The following is a 19,944-nucleotide window of genomic DNA, read 5'->3' as shown; positions in this document are numbered from 1 at the left end:
AAAAAATGAGGAGGGCTGATGCAACCGGCGTCAATAAGCCTCGGTCCATTTGCTCCTGAGCGCATTTGAACTAAGCCCGCTTTAAAAGCCGTTGCCATACCGTGTGCCCTTCATTTCCTTCATACGCTATCCTGCCCGGCAGCACGATCGTCCATTCGGTGCCGGTTTTGTCTGGTGACTGATAGCGCAATACAGCGTTGATCTTGGCTGCGCGCTCCTGCATGCCCACGATGCCCCAGTGGCTCCTGGCCGCCGCATAGCGTAAGGTTTCATCCGGGATACCGCGTCCATTGTCGCGGATGGAAAGCCGCATCTCACGCGAGGTATAAGTGATGCCGATGTCTATCCGCGTGGCCTGCGCATGGTTGAATGCATTGATCAGCGCTTCCCGCGCGATCCAGTAGACTTCATCCCTGATCACCGGATGCAGCGTGCGTGCCTCGCCCAGGATACCGATGTCAAACTGTATGCTGCTGCCCTGGACCAGTGACTGGCCGACCTTGTCCAGCGCGCTGGCGAGATCGGGGCAGTTCTTGACGCTGCGCAGGCTGCTGACACGGTCACGTGCTTCAACGATGATGTTGTCGGCGTTGTTCAGAGCACCTTCTATGACTTCACGCATCGGTTCCTGCTGGGGCAAGCGCCTGACTGCACCGTGGATTTTCAGCACCAGCCCCTGCACGGATTGCAGCAGGGTGTCGTGCAGCTCGCGCGAGATGCGCTCGCGCTCTGCCAGCCTTTCCTTGTGCTTGATATCAAACAGCCGGGTGACCTGGCGTAGCCTTAGCCGGTAAAGCCACCACAGCACCAGTAACACAGCGATCGCACACAAGGCCTTGAACCATGCCGTCTGCACCATGGTCGGTGCAATCCTGAAGCTGACGCTGCTGATTGTGCTGGTTCCGGTATCCCACATGCCATCTTCGCCGCTGGCCATCACATTGAAATGATAGGTGCCCGGTCCCAGGTTGGTAAAGTAGGCGGCACGCCGGGCGCCGGCTTCTTTCCAACTGCGGTCTGCCCCTTCCAGCCAGTAGCGGAAACGTACTTGCTCAGGCTTGGCGTAGCTGAGAGTGGTGTATTCAATATGGAAATTGCTCGTTCCCGCCGGAAGCAGGATATCTTCCGACGCGGCGTAGCGCTGCTGCTCGGTGTTCACGCTACGGATTTCAACTTTCGGAATGCGCGCTTGCGGACGCTGTTTGGCCGGGTCCAGGCGGACGATGCCTCCTGTGGCTGCAAACCAGAGCTGGCCATCGCGGTTGACAAAGGTGGTTGACATCCAGGTGCCAGTAGCCGCTTCGCCGGGATAGCCTTCGAGCACGTCAATCAATTCATAGCGCAGCGGACTTGATGGATTTTCCATTGCCCGCTTCCAGTCTGCCTGCAAGATGTGGACCACGCCTCTGGCGCCGTTAAACCAGTGGTCGCCGTTGGAGGTGGTGACCAGGCCTGTGACGTTCCTGAGTACATCCGGGCTGTCAAGCTGCAGGCGGAAGAAGCGCCCCTGGCGCAGTGTGACTATGCCTTTTTCCCCGGCGACGATGATTTGCTGCCCTGCCTGGACTCCCGTGATGGCACCGATGCCGAGCATGTCGGCCGCCGCATATTTCATCAGATTGCCGTTATCGTAGAAGATCAGGCTGCCGTCGTTAAAGCCCAGCCATATTTGTCCTTTTCCGGCGACGGCGGCAAGGGTGAGTCCGTCAGGAAGGCCCGCTTCCTTGAATGAGCTCCAGTGCTCATTGCGCCGGACAAAGCTGCCGCGCGTCTTTAGCGTGACCCACAGATTGACGCCATCGTCGTAGAGCCTGGAGACGACCTCGTCTACGGTCTTGCCGTCACTGCGCTCCGGCAAGGGCGTCATCTGCGTTTTGTCTTGTATCTCGTCTTTTGTTTCGCCGCTGCGGCGCCGCTCTATGCCGCGAGGGCCTGCCAGCAGCAAGGCGCCATTGATATCATTGGTAACCGTATATATCTTCAGCGGCAGTTCTGTCGGCGGCGTACCGCTCATTGGCAGGTTCCAGGCTTTGCCTGTCAGTTGGTCGGCAATCCAGACCTTGCCGTCGGCATCGCTTGCCATCGACAAGAAACCGTCGCTGCCGGGTATGCGTGCCGGGATCAGTTTATTGTTGCGAAAACGTTCCAGCCCTGCCTGCGTGGCAACCCAGATATTGCCCTCACGGTCTTCCAGCAACAGGTTGGTCGTCAGCGTCGTCATTTGCCACGGCTGGTCGAATTTGTCGGTAGCAAGCTCGGAAGGCAGCAGCTGCGTCGCTGGAGAGTCGCCCGCACGCGGCACAAAGCACAGGCCGCGCGGACATTTCAGCGACCACAGATTGCCGTCGCTATCAAATATCGCGGTACCATGCCCTTCGATCTGATTGAATCCAGGCTTGCGCGGCAGGGTAGGGCCGGCCGCCGGCGAGGGCACCAGGCGCAGCTTGTCGCGTTCGGCGCTCCACAGCCTGCCGTCCGGCGACTGGATCAGTCCCCAGGAAATGCCCTCCACGCCGCCAGGCCGGAATTTGCCGCTGGCCCGGTCCAGCAGATACAGCTTTTCGCCGTTACTGGCCCATAATTGCCCGTACTGGTCCAGCAGCACGTTGATGGCGCGTACGCCGGGAAACCCGGATTCCTCACCGACCCTGCGCCATTTTCCAGCAGAAAAATGCATCAGGCCTCTGCCATTGGCTATCCACGCGCTGCCGTCGGTATCAAGGGCAAGCGTATAGGTGCCTCCCAGAAGATTATCCTTATCCTGCAATGCCAGGTGCTCCAGTTTTCCATTCTGGCGCAGCACCGACAGGCCGCCCCTGACATAGCCTATCCAGAGCTCGCCGTTATCCTGGGCAGCCAGTTCGCTGATGCGGGAATTGAGCAGGCTGGACCCGGCAGGCGGCTGGTAGAGTTCAAAGCGCATGCCGTCGAAGCGGTACAGGCCGGACGGCGTACCCAGCCACAGCCAGCCGTCCTTGGTCTGGGCCATGCTGGTGATTTCCGCCGGCGCGCCATCCTTGCTGGTCCACATGACATGGTTAAAATCCTGCAGGCGCACGTCGGGATCGAGCGCCCACGCAGCCATGCCCAGCGAGAGAGCAAATAATCCTGCGATTGCACGGGCGCATATGCAGCAAAAAATGCAGCCATATGCGGTGAAAAATTTTGTCGGCATGCGTGACCTTATTCCGGAATCGCTGCTGTTATTATTTTCGATATCATGGATTAGTGCCGCATCTTGCGTTCAACGGAACAGACCCTTGGTGGCAGGGTGATCCGGACATGCGGCAGCCTTGCCTATGCTTTTTTGGCCGATGTAACATCAAGCGCCTCTCCTTTTATACTTTTTTATGCATTGCTTGATGCTTCGTTGTGGATCGCCTGCTACTGTCGCGATTCCTTGCCTGGTTCACATGAAGTGCCAGGGTGAGCGGGGCTGTTAGTCTGTTATCAGTTGCACCAGCGATTGCCACTCCACTGCATGTCGATGATGCCGCGTTCTATGGCCAGTGTGACCGCATGGGTGCGGTCATTCGCCATCATCTTGGTCAGGATGCTTTTCATATGCACCTTGACGGTCTCTTCGGAAATATCCAGGTGGGCGCCGATGCGTTTATTTGATCTGCCGGTTGCCACCAGTTGCAGCACTTCAATCTCGCGCTGGCTGAGCGTCTCATAGCCCATGCGGTTGGCCAGATCCATCGCAATCTCGGGCGGTATGCTGCGGCGGCCGCCATGTACGACCCTCACCGTTTCCAGCAATTGCTTGCGCAGCATGCTCTTCAGCAGGTAGCCGGCAGCGCCGGCCTTGATCGCCCGCAGCGCATGCACGTCGCCTTCATAGGTGGTCAGCACGACAATGCGGGCCTGGGGGAATTCCTTGCGGATCTCGGCGGTGGCGTCAATGCCGTTCATCTCGGGCATCTGGATATCCATCAGCGTCACGTCGGGATGGAATTCGCGGTAGCTGGCGATCGCTTCCAGCCCGTTGCTGGCTTGCGCCACCAGCTTCAGGTCCGGTTCACTGTCGATCACGCTGGCAATGCCATCCCTGAACAGCGGATGGTCATCGACCGCCAGGATAGTGATTGGTTTGCAAGGGCTTAACTGTTCCATGACATATTCCTAGTTCGTCAGCAGGTATATTGCGGGCCGCAAACCGGTCTGCTGCCTATTTTTTTCATCAGGGCAATAATTCAGATGAAGCAATACCACTGTTGTAGTCCTGCGGGGGTAATGCTGTCAATACCTCTATAGAGTAGATGCCAGTTATTCTGGGCAATGCACGGGCTACCATCTCGGGTGGGGGCAGGCGGCGAGTTAACAGCGCGGCCTCACATATCCTCCTGCTGCGGCAGGTTCAGCCTGCGCTTCAGCCAATGCCGCTTTTCCTTGCGCTTGCCCGATGCATAGGCCAGTTGTGCCGGCAAGACAAATTCCCATTCGGTGCCGGCACCTGTCCGGCTCCACAGTTTCAGCCTGGCATTAATCTTTTTAGCCCTCTCCTGCATGCCTGCCAGACCCCAGTGGTCCGGTCGCGAGCCGGCGGCGATGACGTCATTGTCTATGCCCCTGCCGTCGTCCCGGATGATCATCCTGAAATGCGGCATGTTGTAATCAAGCTCCACTTCTACCTTGCCGGCCTTGGCATGGGCAAAGGCATTGAACAAGGCCTCACGGGCGATGGCAAAGGCTTCCTCGGCAACAATCGGGTGAAGGTTGACCGGTTTGCCCTGTATCAGCATGAAAAACTCGGTTGTGCTGTCTTCCATCAGCATCTTTCCCATCCTTGACAGCTCGGCTGCCAGGTCCCGCTCCGGCAAGGATGCGGCGCGCAAGCCTTTTACCCTGTCGCGGCCCTCTGCCAGCACCTCGTCCGCCAGTTGCAGGTTCTTTTCCATCATGCAGCGGGTAGGTTCATTCTCCGGGATGCGGCTGGTTGCCGACTGAAATTTCAGGATGAGCCCCTGTACCGATTGCAGCAGCGTGTCATGCAGTTCGCGCGCTATGCGTTCCCTTTCACCCATCCTCTCTTCCAGACGGCCGTGGATCTGGTCCGCCAGGCGGCGCAAGCGCAACTGGTACAGCAGCCACAGGATGAAAGCAGCTGCCAGCGCACATAACAGGCGGAACCAGGCTGATTGCGCCAGCGTCGGCGCAATGGAAAAATCCAGGCTTGCAGCGGTTTCCGTCCAGATACCCTCGCCATTGGAAGCGATAACGCGAAAGCGATAGGCCCCGGGTTCCAGATTGGTATAGAAGGCGGTGCGCCGGGTACCGGCCTCCTGCCATTCGCGATCATAGCCTTCCAGCCTGTAACGGAACTGTATGCGTTCGGGCACGCCAAAACTCAGGGCGGTATAGTCAATCTGCAGATTTTCGGTTTTTTGCGGCAGCCGCAGATTATTCGTAGGGGCATAGTATTTTCCCTCCGACTGCATGCCCCGTATCAGCAAGGACGGCAGCGTGGGATCATGCTGAAGCTGGTAGGGGTCTATCCAGTAAACGCCTACGGTAGTGGAAAACCACAGCTTTCCGTCGCTGGCTTCCACCGCGGTAGGGTGGGGGAACCTCTGAGCCGCACCGCCTTCCAGCCCGTCCTGGTAGTCAAAGCGTTCAAAACGCACATTGTAGGACGATGTCTTCAAAGCCTTGTCCAGCTCTGCTGCTGATATCCTGGATATGCCGGTGACGCTGTGTACCCACAGGCTGCCGTCGTGGGTTTCTATCAACCCCGTTATCCCATAGAAATTTTCGTTGCCTATGCCATTGACGGCGGTAAAACGCTGGCCGTCAAAATGGGCCAGGCCATGCTCTCCGCCTGCCCACACATGCTTGTTCTTCACCGTAATGGTCAGCACATTGCCGATCGCCAGGCCCAGTTCCGGCCCGAGCGCGCGCACCTTGGTGCCCTCCAGCAAGGCTATCTTGTTATCCCGATACCCAAACCACAGGCGGCCGTCCGGCCCTGTGTGCATGCAGAGGGCGGCCTCATCGGGAATGCCGGGATACTTTGCCATCCTGCTGAATTTGCCGTCGAACAGCCGGTAGTTGCCCAGCGCCTGTCCAGCCACCCAGAGGCCACCTTCGCTATCCGAGGTCATGGCAAATACGCTTGCAACTTTCTTGAACTCATCGGGCAGAGCAATAACGGTCGTGCCGGACTGATCCGTTTTGAGCAGGGTACTGTCGAAGCGGGGAGTCCATAGAACGCCAGCCGGGTCGCGGTATAAAGTCGGGATAGAGCCTGTTACCGGCGGCGAAGTGGCATTGCGCAGTTGGGTGGTATCGACCAGTTTGTTCTCATCCGGTGGGGGAATATCAAAATTGAGGACGGTAACATGGCCATTCTCGCCTGGCGCAATGGCGCGGGCCGGGCCCACGAAGTTACTGCTCAGCTCTATCTGGTTCAATCTCTTGGGCCGAAACCGGTCTATGCCATTATCGGTGGCTACCCATACATTGCCATAGGCATTGGACAGCACATGTTCAGAGCTGAAGCCGCTCAATCCCTCCTTATGCTGCATTGACTGCCTTACCAGCCGGTTGCCGACATAAGTGGTACGAAAAATACCTTCGGCGCTGGATTCCCACAGATTGCCTTGCTTGTCGAATTGAGGGGCATCCTGTTTTAGCGGATAGTTTTCCCACAGCGCCAGCTCTTCCTTATCCACTGAACCTGAGATCAGGATCAGATGCTTGTCTTTTGTAGTGAGCCCCCAGATAGTGCCGTTTTTTCCTTCGCTAAAATCCCATGCTTTTATCTCTGTCTGATGAAAGACCCGTTCTTTATCGGGAAGATAGTAGACCACATTGTGAGGGCCATAAATCCACAATGTTCCTTTGCTGTCCATCAGCGTCTGGCCCAGAGTTACGGTAGGGATTTTCATGCTGGTGTCAACTTGCTGCCAGCGCTTGCCTTCATAGTAAAACAGGCCTTTCTGCGTACTGGCCCACAGACGGCCATCCAGACCCTGTTCCACTGAGGTCACTCTGGAAACGGGCAGGCCATCTTTTTCGTCAAAGCTGGAGTATTTGCCATCCTTCACTATACCTACACGGCCATAAACGTAGCCAATGAGCAGGCTGCCTAGCGCGCCGCCTTTCAGGGTAAAGATTTCCTGTTCGTGCAGATCGCCATTGGGGGGTATGAATTTTTCAAAGCGGATGCCGTCAAAACGGTACAGACCGGCGGGAGCTCCCAGCCACAGCCAGCCATCCTTAGTCTGTGCCATCCGGTCTGAAAAATACGGCGCGCCGTCCTTGGCGGTCCATGCGGTGTGATGCAGGTCTATAGGCAGGGGTTCAGGCTCGGCGGCGTGTACTGGTAAGCCGAAAAACAGCAATCCGGAAAGCAGGCAGCCGGGCATCAGCCGCAGGCTGAAAGCGCTCATCCAAAACTGGTTCATCAATGTAGGCTCCAAGCCCGTGTCTCCCTGCATGGTGCAAATTGGGTAGCGCAATACTACATGATACTGTTGTCACATCGACATTGTGTTGCAAGGCTGATACACGAGACTTGGCTTGTACGGCGGTGTGTACTTATACCTCAATGAGGGAGGGGCGTTGAGGACGGTCGCACTGTCTGCCGTTCTCTTTTTTCATTGTCATCCCTCTTTTGGGTTATGTGTGGCTAGCTTCAAATAGTGACCGGGAAACGCTCTATGTGGGTAGCAGAACTTAACGGCATAAGGTGATTCGCGAATCCATCGCATCACCTAAGCTTACGTCATGCCAAAACGCATATTCAATTTTGCAATCCCGCAATCTTGCCTTGCAGATTGAGCGCTGTTGCACCGCTACACAGTTCCGCAATTTCGTCACCACTAGCTTTGGAGATAGTCATGAAAGAAGTGTACCAAACCGGCGTTGATCTGACACGGCGCAAGCTTTTTATGGGTGATGACGCGGCAACTGCGGAGCCGGGCGGCAAAGTACAGGCTAAGACGCTTGCCGGACAGGGCGAGCTGCCTGAGGTGGTCGCCACACACAAGGATCAGGTGAATGCAGAGCTGGCTGCACCCATCAAGGATGAGTTTTGAAGAAATTTTATTGTTTGCATGAACCGGAACATACGCTGCGTAGGCGAGTAAAGCTTTTGCAGATAGCACCGAGTAGTGTCCCCTTGCGACTTGCCGGACTACCGCGCAAGTAACACCGGCAAGTCGATTTTTTGTTTGGTCTGTAGTGTTATCTGTATAGGCGTAAACAATATGCAAAGACTCTACACGATGTTCCCGTCGGGAAGTCCGGGTGCAGGGCTGATCCTGTTAAGGATTGCGGTTGCCATACACCTGATCGGCGGGACCAAAGAGTGCGACATCACGCTGATGTCGTTCTGGATGGCGGCTTTTTTTTGTTCTTTGGCCGCGCTGTTGGTACTGGGAATACTGACGCCCCTGATCGCCGGTCTCAGTGCGATGGATGAATTTATCTGTCTGCTGACGGGAGGCTGGAGCCTGTTCCCGCTGACGGCGATAGCGGTCATATGCGCAGTGGCGCTGATGCTGCTTGGCCCCGGCGCCTACTCGGTGGACGCCAGGCTGTTTGGCCGCCGCATTGTGGTGCTGCCACCCGCGAGGGATGTGGACCACTCTTAGAAATTGATTTCGCGCATTGATTTTGTGCATCAGGAAAACGACGCAAAGATGTTTAAAAGACGTGATTTTTTTAAAAAGGGACCAGGAAATGAATAAGTTAACCACTGCAGCAGGCGCACCGGTTGTCGATAACCAGAACACCCAGACTGCAGGACCGCGCGGCCCCGTCTTGTTGCAAGACGTGTGGCATCTGGAAAAGCTGGCGCATTTTGATCGCGAAGTGATACCGGAGCGCCGCATGCACGCCAAAGGCTCAGGCGCTTTCGGCAGCTTTACCGTGACGCACGACATCAGCAAATACACAAAGGCAAAATTGTTTGCCCAGGTGGGCAAGAGCACGCCCATCTTCATGCGCTTTTCCACCGTAGCCGGCGAGCGCGGCGCGGCGGATGCCGAGCGCGATATCCGCGGCTTCGCAGTCAAGTTCTATACCGAGGAAGGCAACTGGGATCTAGTCGGCAACAATACGCCGGTATTCTTCATGCGCGATCCGCTGAAATTCCCGGATCTGAACCATGCAGTCAAGCGCGATCCCAAAACCAATCTGCGCAGCGCAGAAAACAACTGGGATTTCTGGACCCTGCTGCCGGAGGCGCTGCATCAGGTCACCGTCGTCATGAGCGACCGCGGCATCCCCGCTTCGTATCGCCACATGCACGGCTTCGGCAGCCACACCTTCAGCTTTATCAGCCCGGCCAATGAGCGCTTCTGGGTCAAGTTCCATATGGTGACCCAGCAGGGCATCAAGAACCTGACGGATGCCGAGGCGACCGAGCTGGTCGGACGCGACCGTGAGAGTGCGCAGCGCGATTTGTTCGACAGCATAGAAAACAAGGATTTTCCGCGCTGGCAGTTGAAGATACAGGTCATGCCGGAGAAGGACGCGGCGGGCTACCACATCAATCCCTTTGACCTGACCAAGGTCTGGCCGCACAAGGATTATCCGCTGATCGATGTAGGCGTGCTGGAATTGAATCGCAATCCGGAAAACTACTTCGCCGATGTAGAGCAGGCGGCATTTTCGCCGGCCAATGTGGTGCCCGGCATAAGCTTCTCGCCGGACAAGATGCTGCAGTCGCGCCTCTTTTCGTATGGCGATGCACAGCGCTACCGGCTGGGTGTCAATCATCACCAGATTCCGGTCAATAAGCCGCAGTGTCCTTTCCATAGCTACCATCGCGACGGTGCCATGCGGGTGGATGGCAACTACGGCGGCGCCATCGGCTACGAGCCCAATTCCAAGGGCGAGTGGCAGCAGCAGCCTGATTTCTCGGAGCCGCCGCTGGCGCTGGAAGGTTCGGCCACACACTGGAACCATCGCTCGGATGACGATTACTTCAGCCAGCCGGGGGCTTTGTTCCGCCTGATGACGCCGGCGCAGCAGCAGATCCTGTTTGATAACACAGCGCGTTCAGTCGGAGGGGCGTCCAAGGCAGTGCAGCAAAGGCATATTGCCAACTGCAGCATGGCTGACCCGGCCTACGGTGCGGGGGTGGCAGCAGCTCTGGAAGCACATGTGTCGCAAAAGACACCGAACAAGGTGGTCTAGGCAAGCCAGCTAAGGCACTTCAGTTTCAAGCAATATTTTTTAATGCCCCGTGTGCGGGAATTCCGTTTCCCGTGACGTGGCCAGCTTGGTGTTTTTTGAATGCGTTTTTGAAGACGTTTTTCGGCTGTATTAATCATCGTAGAGGTGTACATGTTCGGGCTCACTCCGGTTGGTTTCTTCCATACGCTGATCAGCATTACTGCGGTGATTGCCGGGATCTGCGCGTACGTGCAAGAGCGCCGCATTCATCCGGATGATGTGGCCGGGGAGATCTATATCTGGGCCACGATCTTTGCCTGCCTTACCGGCTTCGGCCTGTTTGTGCATGGCGGCTTCGGCAAGGCGCATGTGCTTGGTATTGCCACCTTGCTGGTGCTGACGGTTGCTGCGCTGGCCGGCAAACGGAATATTTTTGGACGTGCCTCCCTCTATGTGGAGACCGTTTTTTACTCCGCCACTTTCCTGTTTCATATGATACCGGGAATGACAGAAACCTTAACCAGGTTGCCGGCGGGCCGCCCTGTGTTTGCAAATCCCGAAGATCCGGGCTTGCAGGCTCTGATGGGGATCTTGTTTTTGCTATTCCTTATTGGCGCCGGATACCAAGTGAAAAGCTTGCGCCCGGCTTTATCTGAAAACCGGGTTGAACGGGCAATGCAATGAGCAGAAGGAAGAGGGCATCATGTGTACTCAATTGGATGGAATATATAGCGATGACGTATCCGATTTTGCGGATGACGAAAAGATAGACGTTTCAAAAATCAAGGTGTCGCAACCCGGTCTGCAACTGGTTGCGGTACTGGGTGAATTCCGCGCTGCGGACAGGCTGGTGTCCGCATGGGCGCAATGCTGCACCGATTATTTCGTCTGTGATTTTGAAGTCACCTTCATTGATGGCTTCGTCTTTAGCGGCAGGTATGAATCCTGGCGTAAATCGCGTTCCCGGCCTCCGCTCTCCGCCTACATTAAGATGCAGCTCAATGCCTTCATGACCGGCAAGCGCGATTGCCCGATCTTCATCGAGAGCCGTAGCTGGGATGATCCTTTCCCGGGTATGCTGACGATAGATACTTTCCTGGAAAAGTATGCGATAGAACCGCTGTGAGTCGTTCGAAATATGATGGGCTATGGGCAGAAGCACGAGCGCTGCTGCCCATAGGGATCGAACTATTTAAAAGGGGCAATGCTGCCCCGGCATTGCTTGAGGTTTACAGCGTGACGCGGCTGCCGCTTGCGTTGGATTCCTCGATTTTTTCCATTAACTCATGCATCACCAGTGCATCGGCAAAAGTCGGTGCAACATGGGTGCCGTGCTGTACATCCCTGGCATAGGCGGCATACAGGTTGGTCAGTTCGAGCTGGCTGCCGCCGAGATCGTTTTCCGGCAGCCAGTTGTAGATTTCAGGAATCTGCATCACTTGCATAGGCTGCGCATCGCCCTGTGCTGCTTCGATAACGCTGAATTCATTGCCGAAGCTGGTCGTGTTGGAGATCCTGATATCGCCGCTGGAACCGGTCAGGTCAAGCTGCAGACCGTAGTTATTGCGTTTGCCGGCTTCGATGTGTACCGACAGCACCGCACCGTTGTCAAACTGGCCGGCCAGGATGACCTGGTCTGCAGTCGTGTGCGGCAATACTTCACCAGTTTCTATCAGGGTTACTTCCTTGAACTGGTTCACGGTCAGCGCACTGACGCTGCGCGGATGGCCCAGCATCGTGAAAATGGCATCGAAGTAGTGGCCGCCATAGATAGACAGCAGGCTGGAGAAATTTTCTTTCGGAATGGTGTAGTACAAGGATGCCTTGCGCGCTTTCTGGAAGTATTCAACGCTGATGTGCAGGCGTACCGAACGCAGTTCGCCGATATGGCCATCGCGCAGCAGGTCGCGTACATAGCGGTAATCAGGACCCAGGCGGCGTTGCAGGCCGACGATATGGCGCACGCCGGCTTTTTCTGCCAGTTCCATCAGCTCTTGCGATACTGCCTTGCTTGGTGTCAGCGGCCATTCGCAGTATACGTCCTTGCCGGCGGCGATCGCAGCGCGTATGCCTTCCTCGTGATGCGGTGCCGGTGTCAGGACGATCACGAAATCGACTTCAGGATGCTGTACCAGTGCCTGCAGCGAGTTCACTGCATACTTGATGCCATGGCGGGCGGCGAGCGCATCCGCTTTTTCCTGATCGCGGCTGAAGACAGCGGTTAGCTCAAATTCAGGCAGTAATTTCAAAGATGGAATATGGCCGTACTCTGCCCATGTGCCCACGCCAACCAGTCCGACGCGGATTTTTTTGGAAGGACTTGCCAAGCCTTTTGTTACTGTGTTCATGAAAATTCCTTGTTTATTAAATCATTAGATAAGAGCTGCATCCGAGCGTTTTTGCAGCCGACATGGCGCGCTGCATTTGCTCGATGGAGTTAGTGTAGGGGCGGGGCAGTCTGAAATAAACAGGCCGAAGTTCCGAACATCGCGGAGTAAGGAGTCCGATATGCGGACGGTGCTGAAGGCGGAGAGTGACTGGCGGCGCGGTGATGGCCGCCAGGAAGAAGGGTGCTTGCTGAAAACGCTATAAAATATTAAGTGTGTATATGTGTATATATTAAATGCGCACCTCAGGTACGCACATTACATAACTACATCAAATACGCATGTTCTCCACCATGTAGTCGATAAATACCCGCAGCTTGGGCGACGCATAGCGGCTGGCGGGCCATAGCAGGGAAAAGGTTACAGTCTGGTCCATATAGTCGTCCAGCACCGTCACCAGCCGGCCGTCTTCCAGTTCATCGCGGACGATGAAGGTTGGCAGGAAAGCCAGGCCCTCTCCCTGCAGCAAGGCGTAAGTGATCGCTTCTATCGTATTGCAGGTCAGGTGTTCCGCCAGTTCCGGCTCAGGCTCATCTTGTTCCAGTTTAAAAGGCCAGCGTTCTATCTTGCCGGTGGCTGGAAACTTATGCAGCAGGCAGGCATGCTGAGCCAGCTCGCGCGGGTGGCTGGGGCGGCCATGCCGCTTGAGATATTCGGGCGAGGCCACCACTACCTGTTTGCAAGAGCCGATGCGGCGCGAAGCCAGGCGGGAATCATGCTGCGAACCAGTGCGCAGGACGGCATCGAAGCCTTCTTCTATGATATCGACCATGCGGTCCGACAGATCGATATCCACAGCGATATCTGGATAGCGCCGCATGAAACCGGTCAGGGTCGGCATCACCAGGCCTATCAGCTGCGGCGTGCTGATGCGCAGACGGCCGCTAGGCGTTCCTGATAATTCCGATAACTCCGCCTCGGCGGCTTCCACCTCGCTCAGGATGCGCCGGCAGCGCTCCAGGAACAGCATGCCCTCTGTGGTCAGCGTAATGCTACGCGTACTGCGGTGAAACAGCCTGACCGCCAGCCTCTCCTCCATGCGGGCGATACTTTTTCCTACTGCGGAAGAGGAAATGCCGAAATGATTGGCCGCCTTGGTGAAACTACGGGTTTCAGCGACCGTCACAAATATCGAAATTCCACTCAGGCTATCCATTTTTTCTCCATTGCGAAACCCCTTCCACAGCACATGAGCTATTAACTCACGCGTTAACTATCAATTAGCCATAACGGCGAGGAGTTTCAGAAACGACTAGTGCAAGATTATTGTTTTGCTACCTTCGTCTGTCAAGCGATCCATTGCAGGATTGCTCGCAACTCAAAAGGATTCAAGACGAATCTGTCCGATATCTTGTGAAAGCAAACCCGTTTATCTTTAACCGGATGCCCCTTACATTGGCTACATGGCAGCGCAGAACACGATCAGTGGTAAGCAACGCCACAAATAGCTTTCCCTTTTTATCTTTTTATAGTCGAGAAAATCATGTCCAAACTTATGTCTGCAGTAAAGATCGGTCCTTTTAATTTTTCACACCGGGTAGTCCTTGCCCCATTGACCCGTATGCGCGCTGAAGAAGGCGCCAAGCCAGGTCCATTGATGGCCGAATACTATGCCCAGCGTGCTTCCGAAGGCGGTTTCCTGATCGGTGAGGCCACCATTGCCGCTGAAAACGGCAACGGCTACCTCGGTGCTCCTGGCCTATACGAGGACAGCCAGATCGCCGGCTGGAAGCAAGTTACTGCTGCTGTACATGCCAAAGGTGCAAAAATCTTTTTGCAACTGTACCACGCCGGCCGCCAATCCAACGTGGACGTGCAGCCTAATGGCAGCATTCCTGTCGGCCCTTCGGAAATCCTTCACGGCGGCGTTGCTTACACAACTTCTGGCTGGGTAGCAAACACACCTAACCGTGCGTTGACGATCCCTGAAATCCAGGATCTGGTAGAAAGCTTCCGCACAGCCGCCATCCGTGGCAAAGAAGCCGGTTTTGACGGCGTTGAGCTGCACGCAGCCAATGGCTACCTGTTTGACCAGTTCCTGCAAGACGGCAGCAACAAGCGCACCGACATCTACGGCGGTTCGTTTGAAAACCGTGCCCGTTTCCTGATGGAAGCGACCAAGGCAGTGATTTCCGTCTGGGGCAGCGAACGCGTTGCTGTACGTATCGGACCTAGCGGCAACTGGGGCGATATGTCGGATAGTAATCCGGAAGGCTTGTTCACCTACGTCGCTGAAGAGCTGGCGAAGCTGAACCTCGCTTACTTGCATCTGATCGAACCTCGTATCGCCGGCAATATCGAAGATGAAACCAAGAACCAGGCACCGGTTGCATCACAACTGATACGCAAGCACTACAAGGGCACGATTATCGCCGCCGGCGGCTTCAATAAAGAATCCGCTGCCGCGATCATCGAAGCGGGTGACGCTGATCTGGTGGCATTTGGCCGTCATTTCATCGCCAACCCTGATCTGCCAGAGCGTATCCGTAACAACTGGCCTTTGAACGACTACGATCGTCCAAGCTTCTTCGGCGGTACAGAAGTCGGCTACACAGACTATCCGTTCTACAAGCAGGCTGCTTAATTAGGCTCGTCTCCTTGCCCTGATGTTTTGACGGGTTTTAAGGGGCTTAAGCAGGCTGAAGAGCTTTGAAGGCGCGGGCCCTTGGTCCGCGCCTTTTTTGTCGTGCGGCGGATAGCGCGGAGAGCCCGCAGTTGCAGAGGGAGTTTAGATTCGCGCCGCTATTGTCCTCTATGTTTGGAGCAGCGGCCTCTTTATCTTGACAGGTGTCGATCCTATCATTGGTTTCAGCAACACAAGATCTTCGCTTTATGTTTTTCCATTCTCATCGTCTTGAAAGGAATCGTATGTCCAAGCTTTTTTCGCCGTTCCAGATCGGCCCTTATACTTTGTCCCATCGCGTCGTGCATGCACCTACCACGCGTCTGCGCGCCAACGCAGATGACAGCCCCAGCGAGCTGATGCTGGAGTACTACGCCCAGCGCGCATCGCAAGGCGGCCTGATCATTACCGAATCCACCCACGTCTCTTATGATAGCCGCGGCTATCTGGGCGCGCCCGGCATCTATGAAGATGCGCACATCCCCGGCTGGAAAAAAATCGCCGATGCAGTGCACGCCAAGGGCGGCCGCCTCTTCATGCAACTCGGCCATGATGGCCGCCAGTCTCACGTTGACCTGACCGGTGGCCCTGCGCCCATCGCGCCTTCCGAAGTGCCGTTTGAGGGCGAGGCATTGACCCACAATGGCTGGGTACCGGTATCCATGCACCGCGCGATTGACATCCCGGAGATCCAGCAGGTTATCGAGTATTACCGCAAAAGCGCTGAACGTGCGCTGGCCGCTGGGCTGGATGGCGTTGAGCTGCACTCCGCTAACGGCTATCTGGCCGATACCTTCCTGCAGGACGGCACCAACAAGCGTACCGATGCCTATGGCGGCACGATGGAGAAACGCGCGCGCTTCCTGCTGGAACTGGTGGAAGCACTGGTCTCTGTGTGGGGTGCGGACCGTGTCGGCGTGCGCCTGTCACCAAGCGGGCAGTGGGGTTCCATCTCGGACTCCAATCCCGAGGCAACATTTACCTATGCGGCCCAGCAACTGAATAAATTCGGCCTGGCCTATCTACATATTATCGAGCCGCGTGTCAAAGGCGTAGAAACCCTGGACGAGAACCAGCATCCGGTGGCGTCTGAATTCCTGCGTAAGGTATTCACCGGCCCCATCATTTCTGCGGGCGGTTTCAATGGTGATGGAGCAGAAGTCATCCTGCAAAAAGGCGATGCCGATCTGGTGGCCTTCGGCCGCTTCTTTGCATCCAATCCAGACCTGCCGTATCGCCTGCAGCACAAGCTGCCGTTGAACGACTATGACCGCTCGGCCTTCTGGGGCGGTACCCACATCGGCTATACGGATTATCCGACCTACCAGGATTCTGCATTTTCGCGGGCAGCCTGAGCACCTTCGTCTGGACATAGAGCGCTATAAAGCGCCACGTGTCCGGACCGATGAATGAAAGGAAAAACATCATGGATAGCCTGAGCGGCATTTCCGTCTTTGTCCAGGTTGCAGAATCAAAGAGCTTTACCGAAGCGGGTCGGCTGCTGGGCATATCTTCGTCCGCGGTCGGCAAGAGCATCGCGCGCATGGAGGAACGCCTGTCGGCGCGCTTGTTTCATCGCAGCACACGTACTATCAAACTGACTGCAGAGGGCGAATTGTTCCTGGAGCGTTGCCGCCGCATACTCAGCGAGATCGATGCAGCACACGATGAAATATCGCAGGCGCACGTTGCGCCGCGCGGCCGCCTGCGTATCAGTGTGCCCCAATTGACAGGACTGCTGCTGCCGATATTGAGCAAGTTCATGCAACGCCATCCCGAGATTGAATTGGATATCGACCTGTCCGAGCGCATTGTCGATGTGGTGGAAGAAGGGTTTGACCTGGTGATACGCACCGGCCCGCAGAAGGATACACGGCTGGAATCGCGCCGCTTGTGCAGCTACCGGCAACTGCTGGTGGCAGCACCGTCGTATCTGGCGAAAAAAGGCACACCGGCTCACCCAGCCGACCTCGCTCAGCATTCCTGTCTGATGCATAAATACACGTCTACAGGCGTGCTGGAAAAATGGCCCTTGTATCGCGATTGCGACGGTGGCCGCGATGGCGGCACTGCGCCAATATGCCTGCCGGAAACACTCACCAGCAACACTATAGAAGCAGTAGCGTTCATGGCGGCAGAGGGCCGGGGGATTGCATTCCTTCCAGAATTTTTGGCCGCCGATGGATTGACGGACGGAAGGCTGCGAAACGTGCTGGAGAATCAGGTGCAAGAGACTGTGACATTCTGGATGCTATGGCCTTCCAGCCGTTACACATCGCCAAAACTGCGCGTTTTTATCGATTACCTGAGCAAGGAAATGGAGCGTATTGAAAGGACTTCTTCCATGACGGTGGCCGCCTAGCCGGAGGTGGCTCCTCCAATTGTATATACGGCGCTAACTCTAAAGAGAATATTCATCACCTCTCCAACTGCTATATTTATCTATAGTTAAAGAGGTAGGACGCAGCACCTATTTTTATAGTTGCGAATATTATTTTTAGAGGAATTTCTTCATGAACAGTTTGCTCGCATTTGCCATCGAAGCCCATGGTGGCCTTGCCCGCTGGAATTCTTTCAGCACACTCAAGGCCGAAGTATCAATAGACGGCGCCATCTGGTATCTGAAGCAGCAGACCGGCCTGCTCACCAATAAAATCATCGAGATTGAAACCCGGTCCGAGCATGTTTCCATTACGCCGTTTACCGCGCCAGACCGGCGCAGTACCTTCGTACCCAGTCGTTTGCAACTGGAGTCGCTGGATGGTGCGCTGATAGAATCGCGCGACGACCCCGCCAGCGCTTTTGCCGGGCAGACACTGGAAACGCCGTGGGACAAATTTCACGTCGCCTATTTTGCCAGCGAGGCATTGTGGACTTATCTGACCTCGCCGTTTCTCTATAGTTACCCCGGATTTGAGTGCGAAGAAATTGAGCCGTGGCAAGAACCCGGTGAAAGCGAGCCGTGGCGCCGCCTGAAGGTAACGTTTCCTTCCTCCATTTCTTCCCACACCAGAACCCAGATTACCCATTTCGGCCCGGATGGCCTGATGCGCCGACATGATTACACGGTTGACATACTAGGCGGCGCAACCGGTGCCAATTACGTCAGCGGCTATCGAGAATTCCAGGGCATCATGATGCCGACCACGCGACGTATTTACGCCTATGACGAGGCCATGCAAAAAGTACCGGAACCGTTATTGGTGTCACTGGACTTCGGCCGGATTACTTTTTCCTGAGATACCTTAAGCATTCCATGAGTGTCAACCGAATCTGGGGAAAATGTATATGTCTCAAGAAGTCAGCGTTCCCGGCAGTAGCTGGGTTGAAATCATACGCCGCCCTACATTGGAAGAGTTTGCCGCAGCCTTTGTAGAAAAAGTAGTGCTGGAAACATCTGTGGGCAGCCGCGCACTGGTCGGTGCCAGGGCTATTCGTTATTTCTTTGACGCGACCCGTGCCATGTACGAAACGATTGCATTCACGCATGAGGCCAATACCGGAAACCGCAGTTATCTCGAATGGGAAGGCGCTTATCAGGGAGCGGCGATTGCTGGCATGACGATACTGACGCGCAATGCCGAGGGCAAGATAACCAGCATTCGCCTGTTTCACCGGCCTTACGACCAGATCATCGCTTTCTCTGCAGGACTGGCGGATCTGCTGCAAGGCAAGATCGATCCAGGTGTTTTTCATTGACGATGCACTAAAGCACTGAATACGGGCGCTCCGGGACAGCCGTTTCTGGTAGCGACTCTTGCACCACCTAACAAGGAAAAATTATGCCTATCAGTAGCAAGACTTCATCCATCCTGGGTCTGTTCGCCCTGTGCCTGACCGTGCTCGCATCGGCTATAGCCATGGGTGCCACTGTAAACCCTGCGTCTGCTGGCGCGGTTGCAAAACCGGTGCCAGTGTCAAAGGCCGGACCGAGCGGATACTTCCGTACCCAGGTCGGCAGCTTCGAAATCATTGCGCTGGCTGATGGCGTGGGCGCGGTGGGCGCGGCCTTGTTGCATGGCGATCAGGCAATGATCGCTTCCATGTTGAAGGACGATTACCTCGAGCCGGCAATGATAGCGACTCCGGTCAATGCCTATCTGATCAATACCGGCAGCAAGCTGATCCTGGTCGATACCGGAACCGGCCACAACTGGGGGCCGCCTAATCTGGGTCATGTGATGGAAAACCTGCGCGCCGCCGGGTACCAGGCTTCCCAAGTGGACTTGGTCCTGATCACGCACTTGCATGCGGACCATGCAGGCGGCCTGGTCAGTCCCGCTGGCAAGGCGCTATTTCCCAATGCCATCGTCCGCATGGCTCAGGCCGACAGCGATTTCTGGCTATCGAAAAAAATAGCGGATGCCGCGCCGGAGTCGGCCCGGACCTTTTTTGATGTCGCCCGTAAAAGTGCTGCTCCATACATCAAATCCGGTCACTGGAAGCCATTTCGTGAAGGCGAAGCCATTGCCGATGGTGTGACTGTCGTGCCGTTGCCCGGCCATACACCTGGTCATGTCGGTTATCAGTTCAGCAGCGGGGGCCAGCAGGTACTGGTGTGGGGTGACGTAGTGCATGCGCAGTCGGTGCAGATGGCGCATCCGGAAATTACGATTGATTTTGACGGCGATGGCTCTGCCGCAGCCGCTTCCCGAGCCAAGTTGTTCACTGACCTCGCAGCCAATGGAGCTCTGGTGGCCGGCGCCCATATGCCTTTCCCCGGCCTGGGGCGCTTGCGTACCTCCGGTGCGGCCTACCGCTGGGTGCCCACGCCCTATGCTGCCGGCGGGCAGTAAATGAAGGTGT

At 55.9% G+C, this 19,944-nt stretch carries 16 protein-coding genes; 11 read left to right on the top strand and 5 right to left on the bottom strand.

Features of this window, described 5'->3' with window-relative positions:
• Positions 1-70: 70 nt before the first annotated feature.
• From IEW12_RS06145 to IEW12_RS06135, 3 genes are all read right to left on the bottom strand, one after another.
• Positions 71-3,175: a sensor histidine kinase gene (locus IEW12_RS06145; protein ID WP_188565054.1), complete on the bottom strand. Its 3,105-nt coding sequence runs from the start codon at positions 3,173-3,175 to the stop codon at positions 71-73.
• A gap of 275 nt (positions 3,176-3,450) precedes the next feature.
• Entirely contained in the window at positions 3,451-4,116 is a 666-nt protein-coding gene (locus IEW12_RS06140; protein WP_188565053.1) for a response regulator, read from the bottom strand.
• Between the two features lie 218 nt (positions 4,117-4,334).
• Positions 4,335-7,409, bottom strand: a complete 3,075-nt coding sequence (locus tag IEW12_RS06135) for a sensor histidine kinase (RefSeq protein WP_188565052.1) — start codon at positions 7,407-7,409, stop codon at positions 4,335-4,337.
• Between the two features lie 435 nt (positions 7,410-7,844).
• On the opposite strand from IEW12_RS06135, the gene IEW12_RS06130 reads away from it, so the two are divergent.
• The 5 genes from IEW12_RS06130 to IEW12_RS06110 all read left to right on the top strand — a co-directional run bounded on the left by IEW12_RS06130 (position 7,845) and on the right by IEW12_RS06110 (position 11,254).
• Complete coding sequence (locus tag IEW12_RS06130; protein ID WP_188565051.1) at positions 7,845-8,042, top strand: hypothetical protein; 198 nt, start codon at positions 7,845-7,847, stop codon at positions 8,040-8,042.
• Positions 8,043-8,213: 171 nt separating this feature from the next.
• Positions 8,214-8,600 (top strand): hypothetical protein, encoded by a 387-nt coding sequence (locus tag IEW12_RS06125; protein ID WP_188565050.1) that lies wholly within the window; start codon positions 8,214-8,216, stop codon positions 8,598-8,600.
• An 88-nt stretch (positions 8,601-8,688) separates the two neighbouring features.
• Positions 8,689-10,149: a catalase gene (locus IEW12_RS06120; protein ID WP_188565049.1), complete on the top strand. Its 1,461-nt coding sequence runs from the start codon at positions 8,689-8,691 to the stop codon at positions 10,147-10,149.
• A gap of 150 nt (positions 10,150-10,299) precedes the next feature.
• Positions 10,300-10,812, top strand: a complete 513-nt coding sequence (locus tag IEW12_RS06115) for a hypothetical protein (RefSeq protein ID WP_188565048.1) — start codon at positions 10,300-10,302, stop codon at positions 10,810-10,812.
• A gap of 19 nt (positions 10,813-10,831) precedes the next feature.
• Positions 10,832-11,254, top strand: coding sequence for a hypothetical protein (locus tag IEW12_RS06110; RefSeq protein ID WP_188565047.1), 423 nt, complete (start codon positions 10,832-10,834; stop codon positions 11,252-11,254).
• A gap of 103 nt (positions 11,255-11,357) precedes the next feature.
• On the opposite strand, the gene IEW12_RS06105 is transcribed toward IEW12_RS06110, so the two are convergent.
• Both IEW12_RS06105 and IEW12_RS06100 read right to left on the bottom strand, forming a co-directional pair.
• The gene (locus IEW12_RS06105) at positions 11,358-12,476 is read right to left on the bottom strand and encodes a Gfo/Idh/MocA family protein (protein ID WP_188565046.1); all 1,119 of its coding nucleotides are present in this window, start codon (positions 12,474-12,476) and stop codon (positions 11,358-11,360) included.
• Between the two features lie 310 nt (positions 12,477-12,786).
• Entirely contained in the window at positions 12,787-13,671 is an 885-nt protein-coding gene (locus IEW12_RS06100) for a LysR family transcriptional regulator (RefSeq protein ID WP_188565045.1), read from the bottom strand.
• A gap of 327 nt (positions 13,672-13,998) precedes the next feature.
• Here IEW12_RS06100 and IEW12_RS06095 point away from each other — a divergent pair, with 327 nt between their 5' ends.
• The 6 genes from IEW12_RS06095 to IEW12_RS06070 all read left to right on the top strand — a co-directional run bounded on the left by IEW12_RS06095 (position 13,999) and on the right by IEW12_RS06070 (position 19,934).
• Complete coding sequence (locus IEW12_RS06095) at positions 13,999-15,099, top strand: alkene reductase (protein ID WP_188565044.1); 1,101 nt, start codon at positions 13,999-14,001, stop codon at positions 15,097-15,099.
• A gap of 284 nt (positions 15,100-15,383) precedes the next feature.
• On the top strand, positions 15,384-16,493 hold the full coding sequence (locus IEW12_RS06090) for an alkene reductase (protein ID WP_188565043.1): 1,110 nt from the start codon (positions 15,384-15,386) through the stop codon (positions 16,491-16,493).
• Positions 16,494-16,564: 71 nt separating this feature from the next.
• Entirely contained in the window at positions 16,565-17,500 is a 936-nt protein-coding gene (locus IEW12_RS06085) for a LysR family transcriptional regulator (protein WP_188565042.1), read from the top strand.
• 151 nt (positions 17,501-17,651) lie between these two features.
• Complete coding sequence (locus IEW12_RS06080) at positions 17,652-18,377, top strand: hypothetical protein (protein ID WP_188565041.1); 726 nt, start codon at positions 17,652-17,654, stop codon at positions 18,375-18,377.
• Between the two features lie 49 nt (positions 18,378-18,426).
• Positions 18,427-18,837 carry a nuclear transport factor 2 family protein gene (locus IEW12_RS06075; protein ID WP_188565040.1) on the top strand — a complete coding sequence of 137 codons (411 nt, stop codon included), beginning with the start codon at positions 18,427-18,429 and terminating at the stop codon, positions 18,835-18,837.
• Positions 18,838-18,920: 83 nt separating this feature from the next.
• A complete protein-coding gene (locus IEW12_RS06070) occupies positions 18,921-19,934 on the top strand; it encodes an MBL fold metallo-hydrolase (protein WP_188565039.1) in 1,014 nt (337 codons plus the stop codon).
• Positions 19,935-19,944: the final 10 nt, after the last annotated feature.

The sequence above is a fragment of the Parundibacterium terreum genome (assembly GCF_014636315.1).
Taxonomy (GTDB): domain Bacteria; phylum Pseudomonadota; class Gammaproteobacteria; order Burkholderiales; family Burkholderiaceae_D; genus Undibacterium; species Undibacterium terreum.
Note: the sequence above shows the minus strand (reverse complement) of the source record. Positions and strands in the feature narration are given on the sequence as shown.

Bases quoted from the DNA above. Each gene is read 5' to 3' on its own strand.
- IEW12_RS06145 (WP_188565054.1), bottom strand. From the start codon at position 3,175: ATGCCGACAAAATTTTTCACCGCATATGGCTGCATTTTTTGCTGCATA.
- IEW12_RS06140 (WP_188565053.1), bottom strand. From the start codon at position 4,116: ATGGAACAGTTAAGCCCTTGCAAACCAATCACTATCCTGGCGGTCGAT.
- IEW12_RS06135 (WP_188565052.1), bottom strand. From the start codon at position 7,409: ATGAACCAGTTTTGGATGAGCGCTTTCAGCCTGCGGCTGATGCCCGGC.
- IEW12_RS06130 (WP_188565051.1), top strand. From the start codon at position 7,845: ATGAAAGAAGTGTACCAAACCGGCGTTGATCTGACACGGCGCAAGCTT.
- IEW12_RS06125 (WP_188565050.1), top strand. From the start codon at position 8,214: ATGCAAAGACTCTACACGATGTTCCCGTCGGGAAGTCCGGGTGCAGGG.
- IEW12_RS06120 (WP_188565049.1), top strand. From the start codon at position 8,689: ATGAATAAGTTAACCACTGCAGCAGGCGCACCGGTTGTCGATAACCAG.
- IEW12_RS06115 (WP_188565048.1), top strand. From the start codon at position 10,300: ATGTTCGGGCTCACTCCGGTTGGTTTCTTCCATACGCTGATCAGCATT.
- IEW12_RS06110 (WP_188565047.1), top strand. From the start codon at position 10,832: ATGTGTACTCAATTGGATGGAATATATAGCGATGACGTATCCGATTTT.
- IEW12_RS06105 (WP_188565046.1), bottom strand. From the start codon at position 12,476: ATGAACACAGTAACAAAAGGCTTGGCAAGTCCTTCCAAAAAAATCCGC.
- IEW12_RS06100 (WP_188565045.1), bottom strand. From the start codon at position 13,671: ATGGATAGCCTGAGTGGAATTTCGATATTTGTGACGGTCGCTGAAACC.
- IEW12_RS06095 (WP_188565044.1), top strand. From the start codon at position 13,999: ATGTCCAAACTTATGTCTGCAGTAAAGATCGGTCCTTTTAATTTTTCA.
- IEW12_RS06090 (WP_188565043.1), top strand. From the start codon at position 15,384: ATGTCCAAGCTTTTTTCGCCGTTCCAGATCGGCCCTTATACTTTGTCC.
- IEW12_RS06085 (WP_188565042.1), top strand. From the start codon at position 16,565: ATGGATAGCCTGAGCGGCATTTCCGTCTTTGTCCAGGTTGCAGAATCA.
- IEW12_RS06080 (WP_188565041.1), top strand. From the start codon at position 17,652: ATGAACAGTTTGCTCGCATTTGCCATCGAAGCCCATGGTGGCCTTGCC.
- IEW12_RS06075 (WP_188565040.1), top strand. From the start codon at position 18,427: ATGTCTCAAGAAGTCAGCGTTCCCGGCAGTAGCTGGGTTGAAATCATA.
- IEW12_RS06070 (WP_188565039.1), top strand. From the start codon at position 18,921: ATGCCTATCAGTAGCAAGACTTCATCCATCCTGGGTCTGTTCGCCCTG.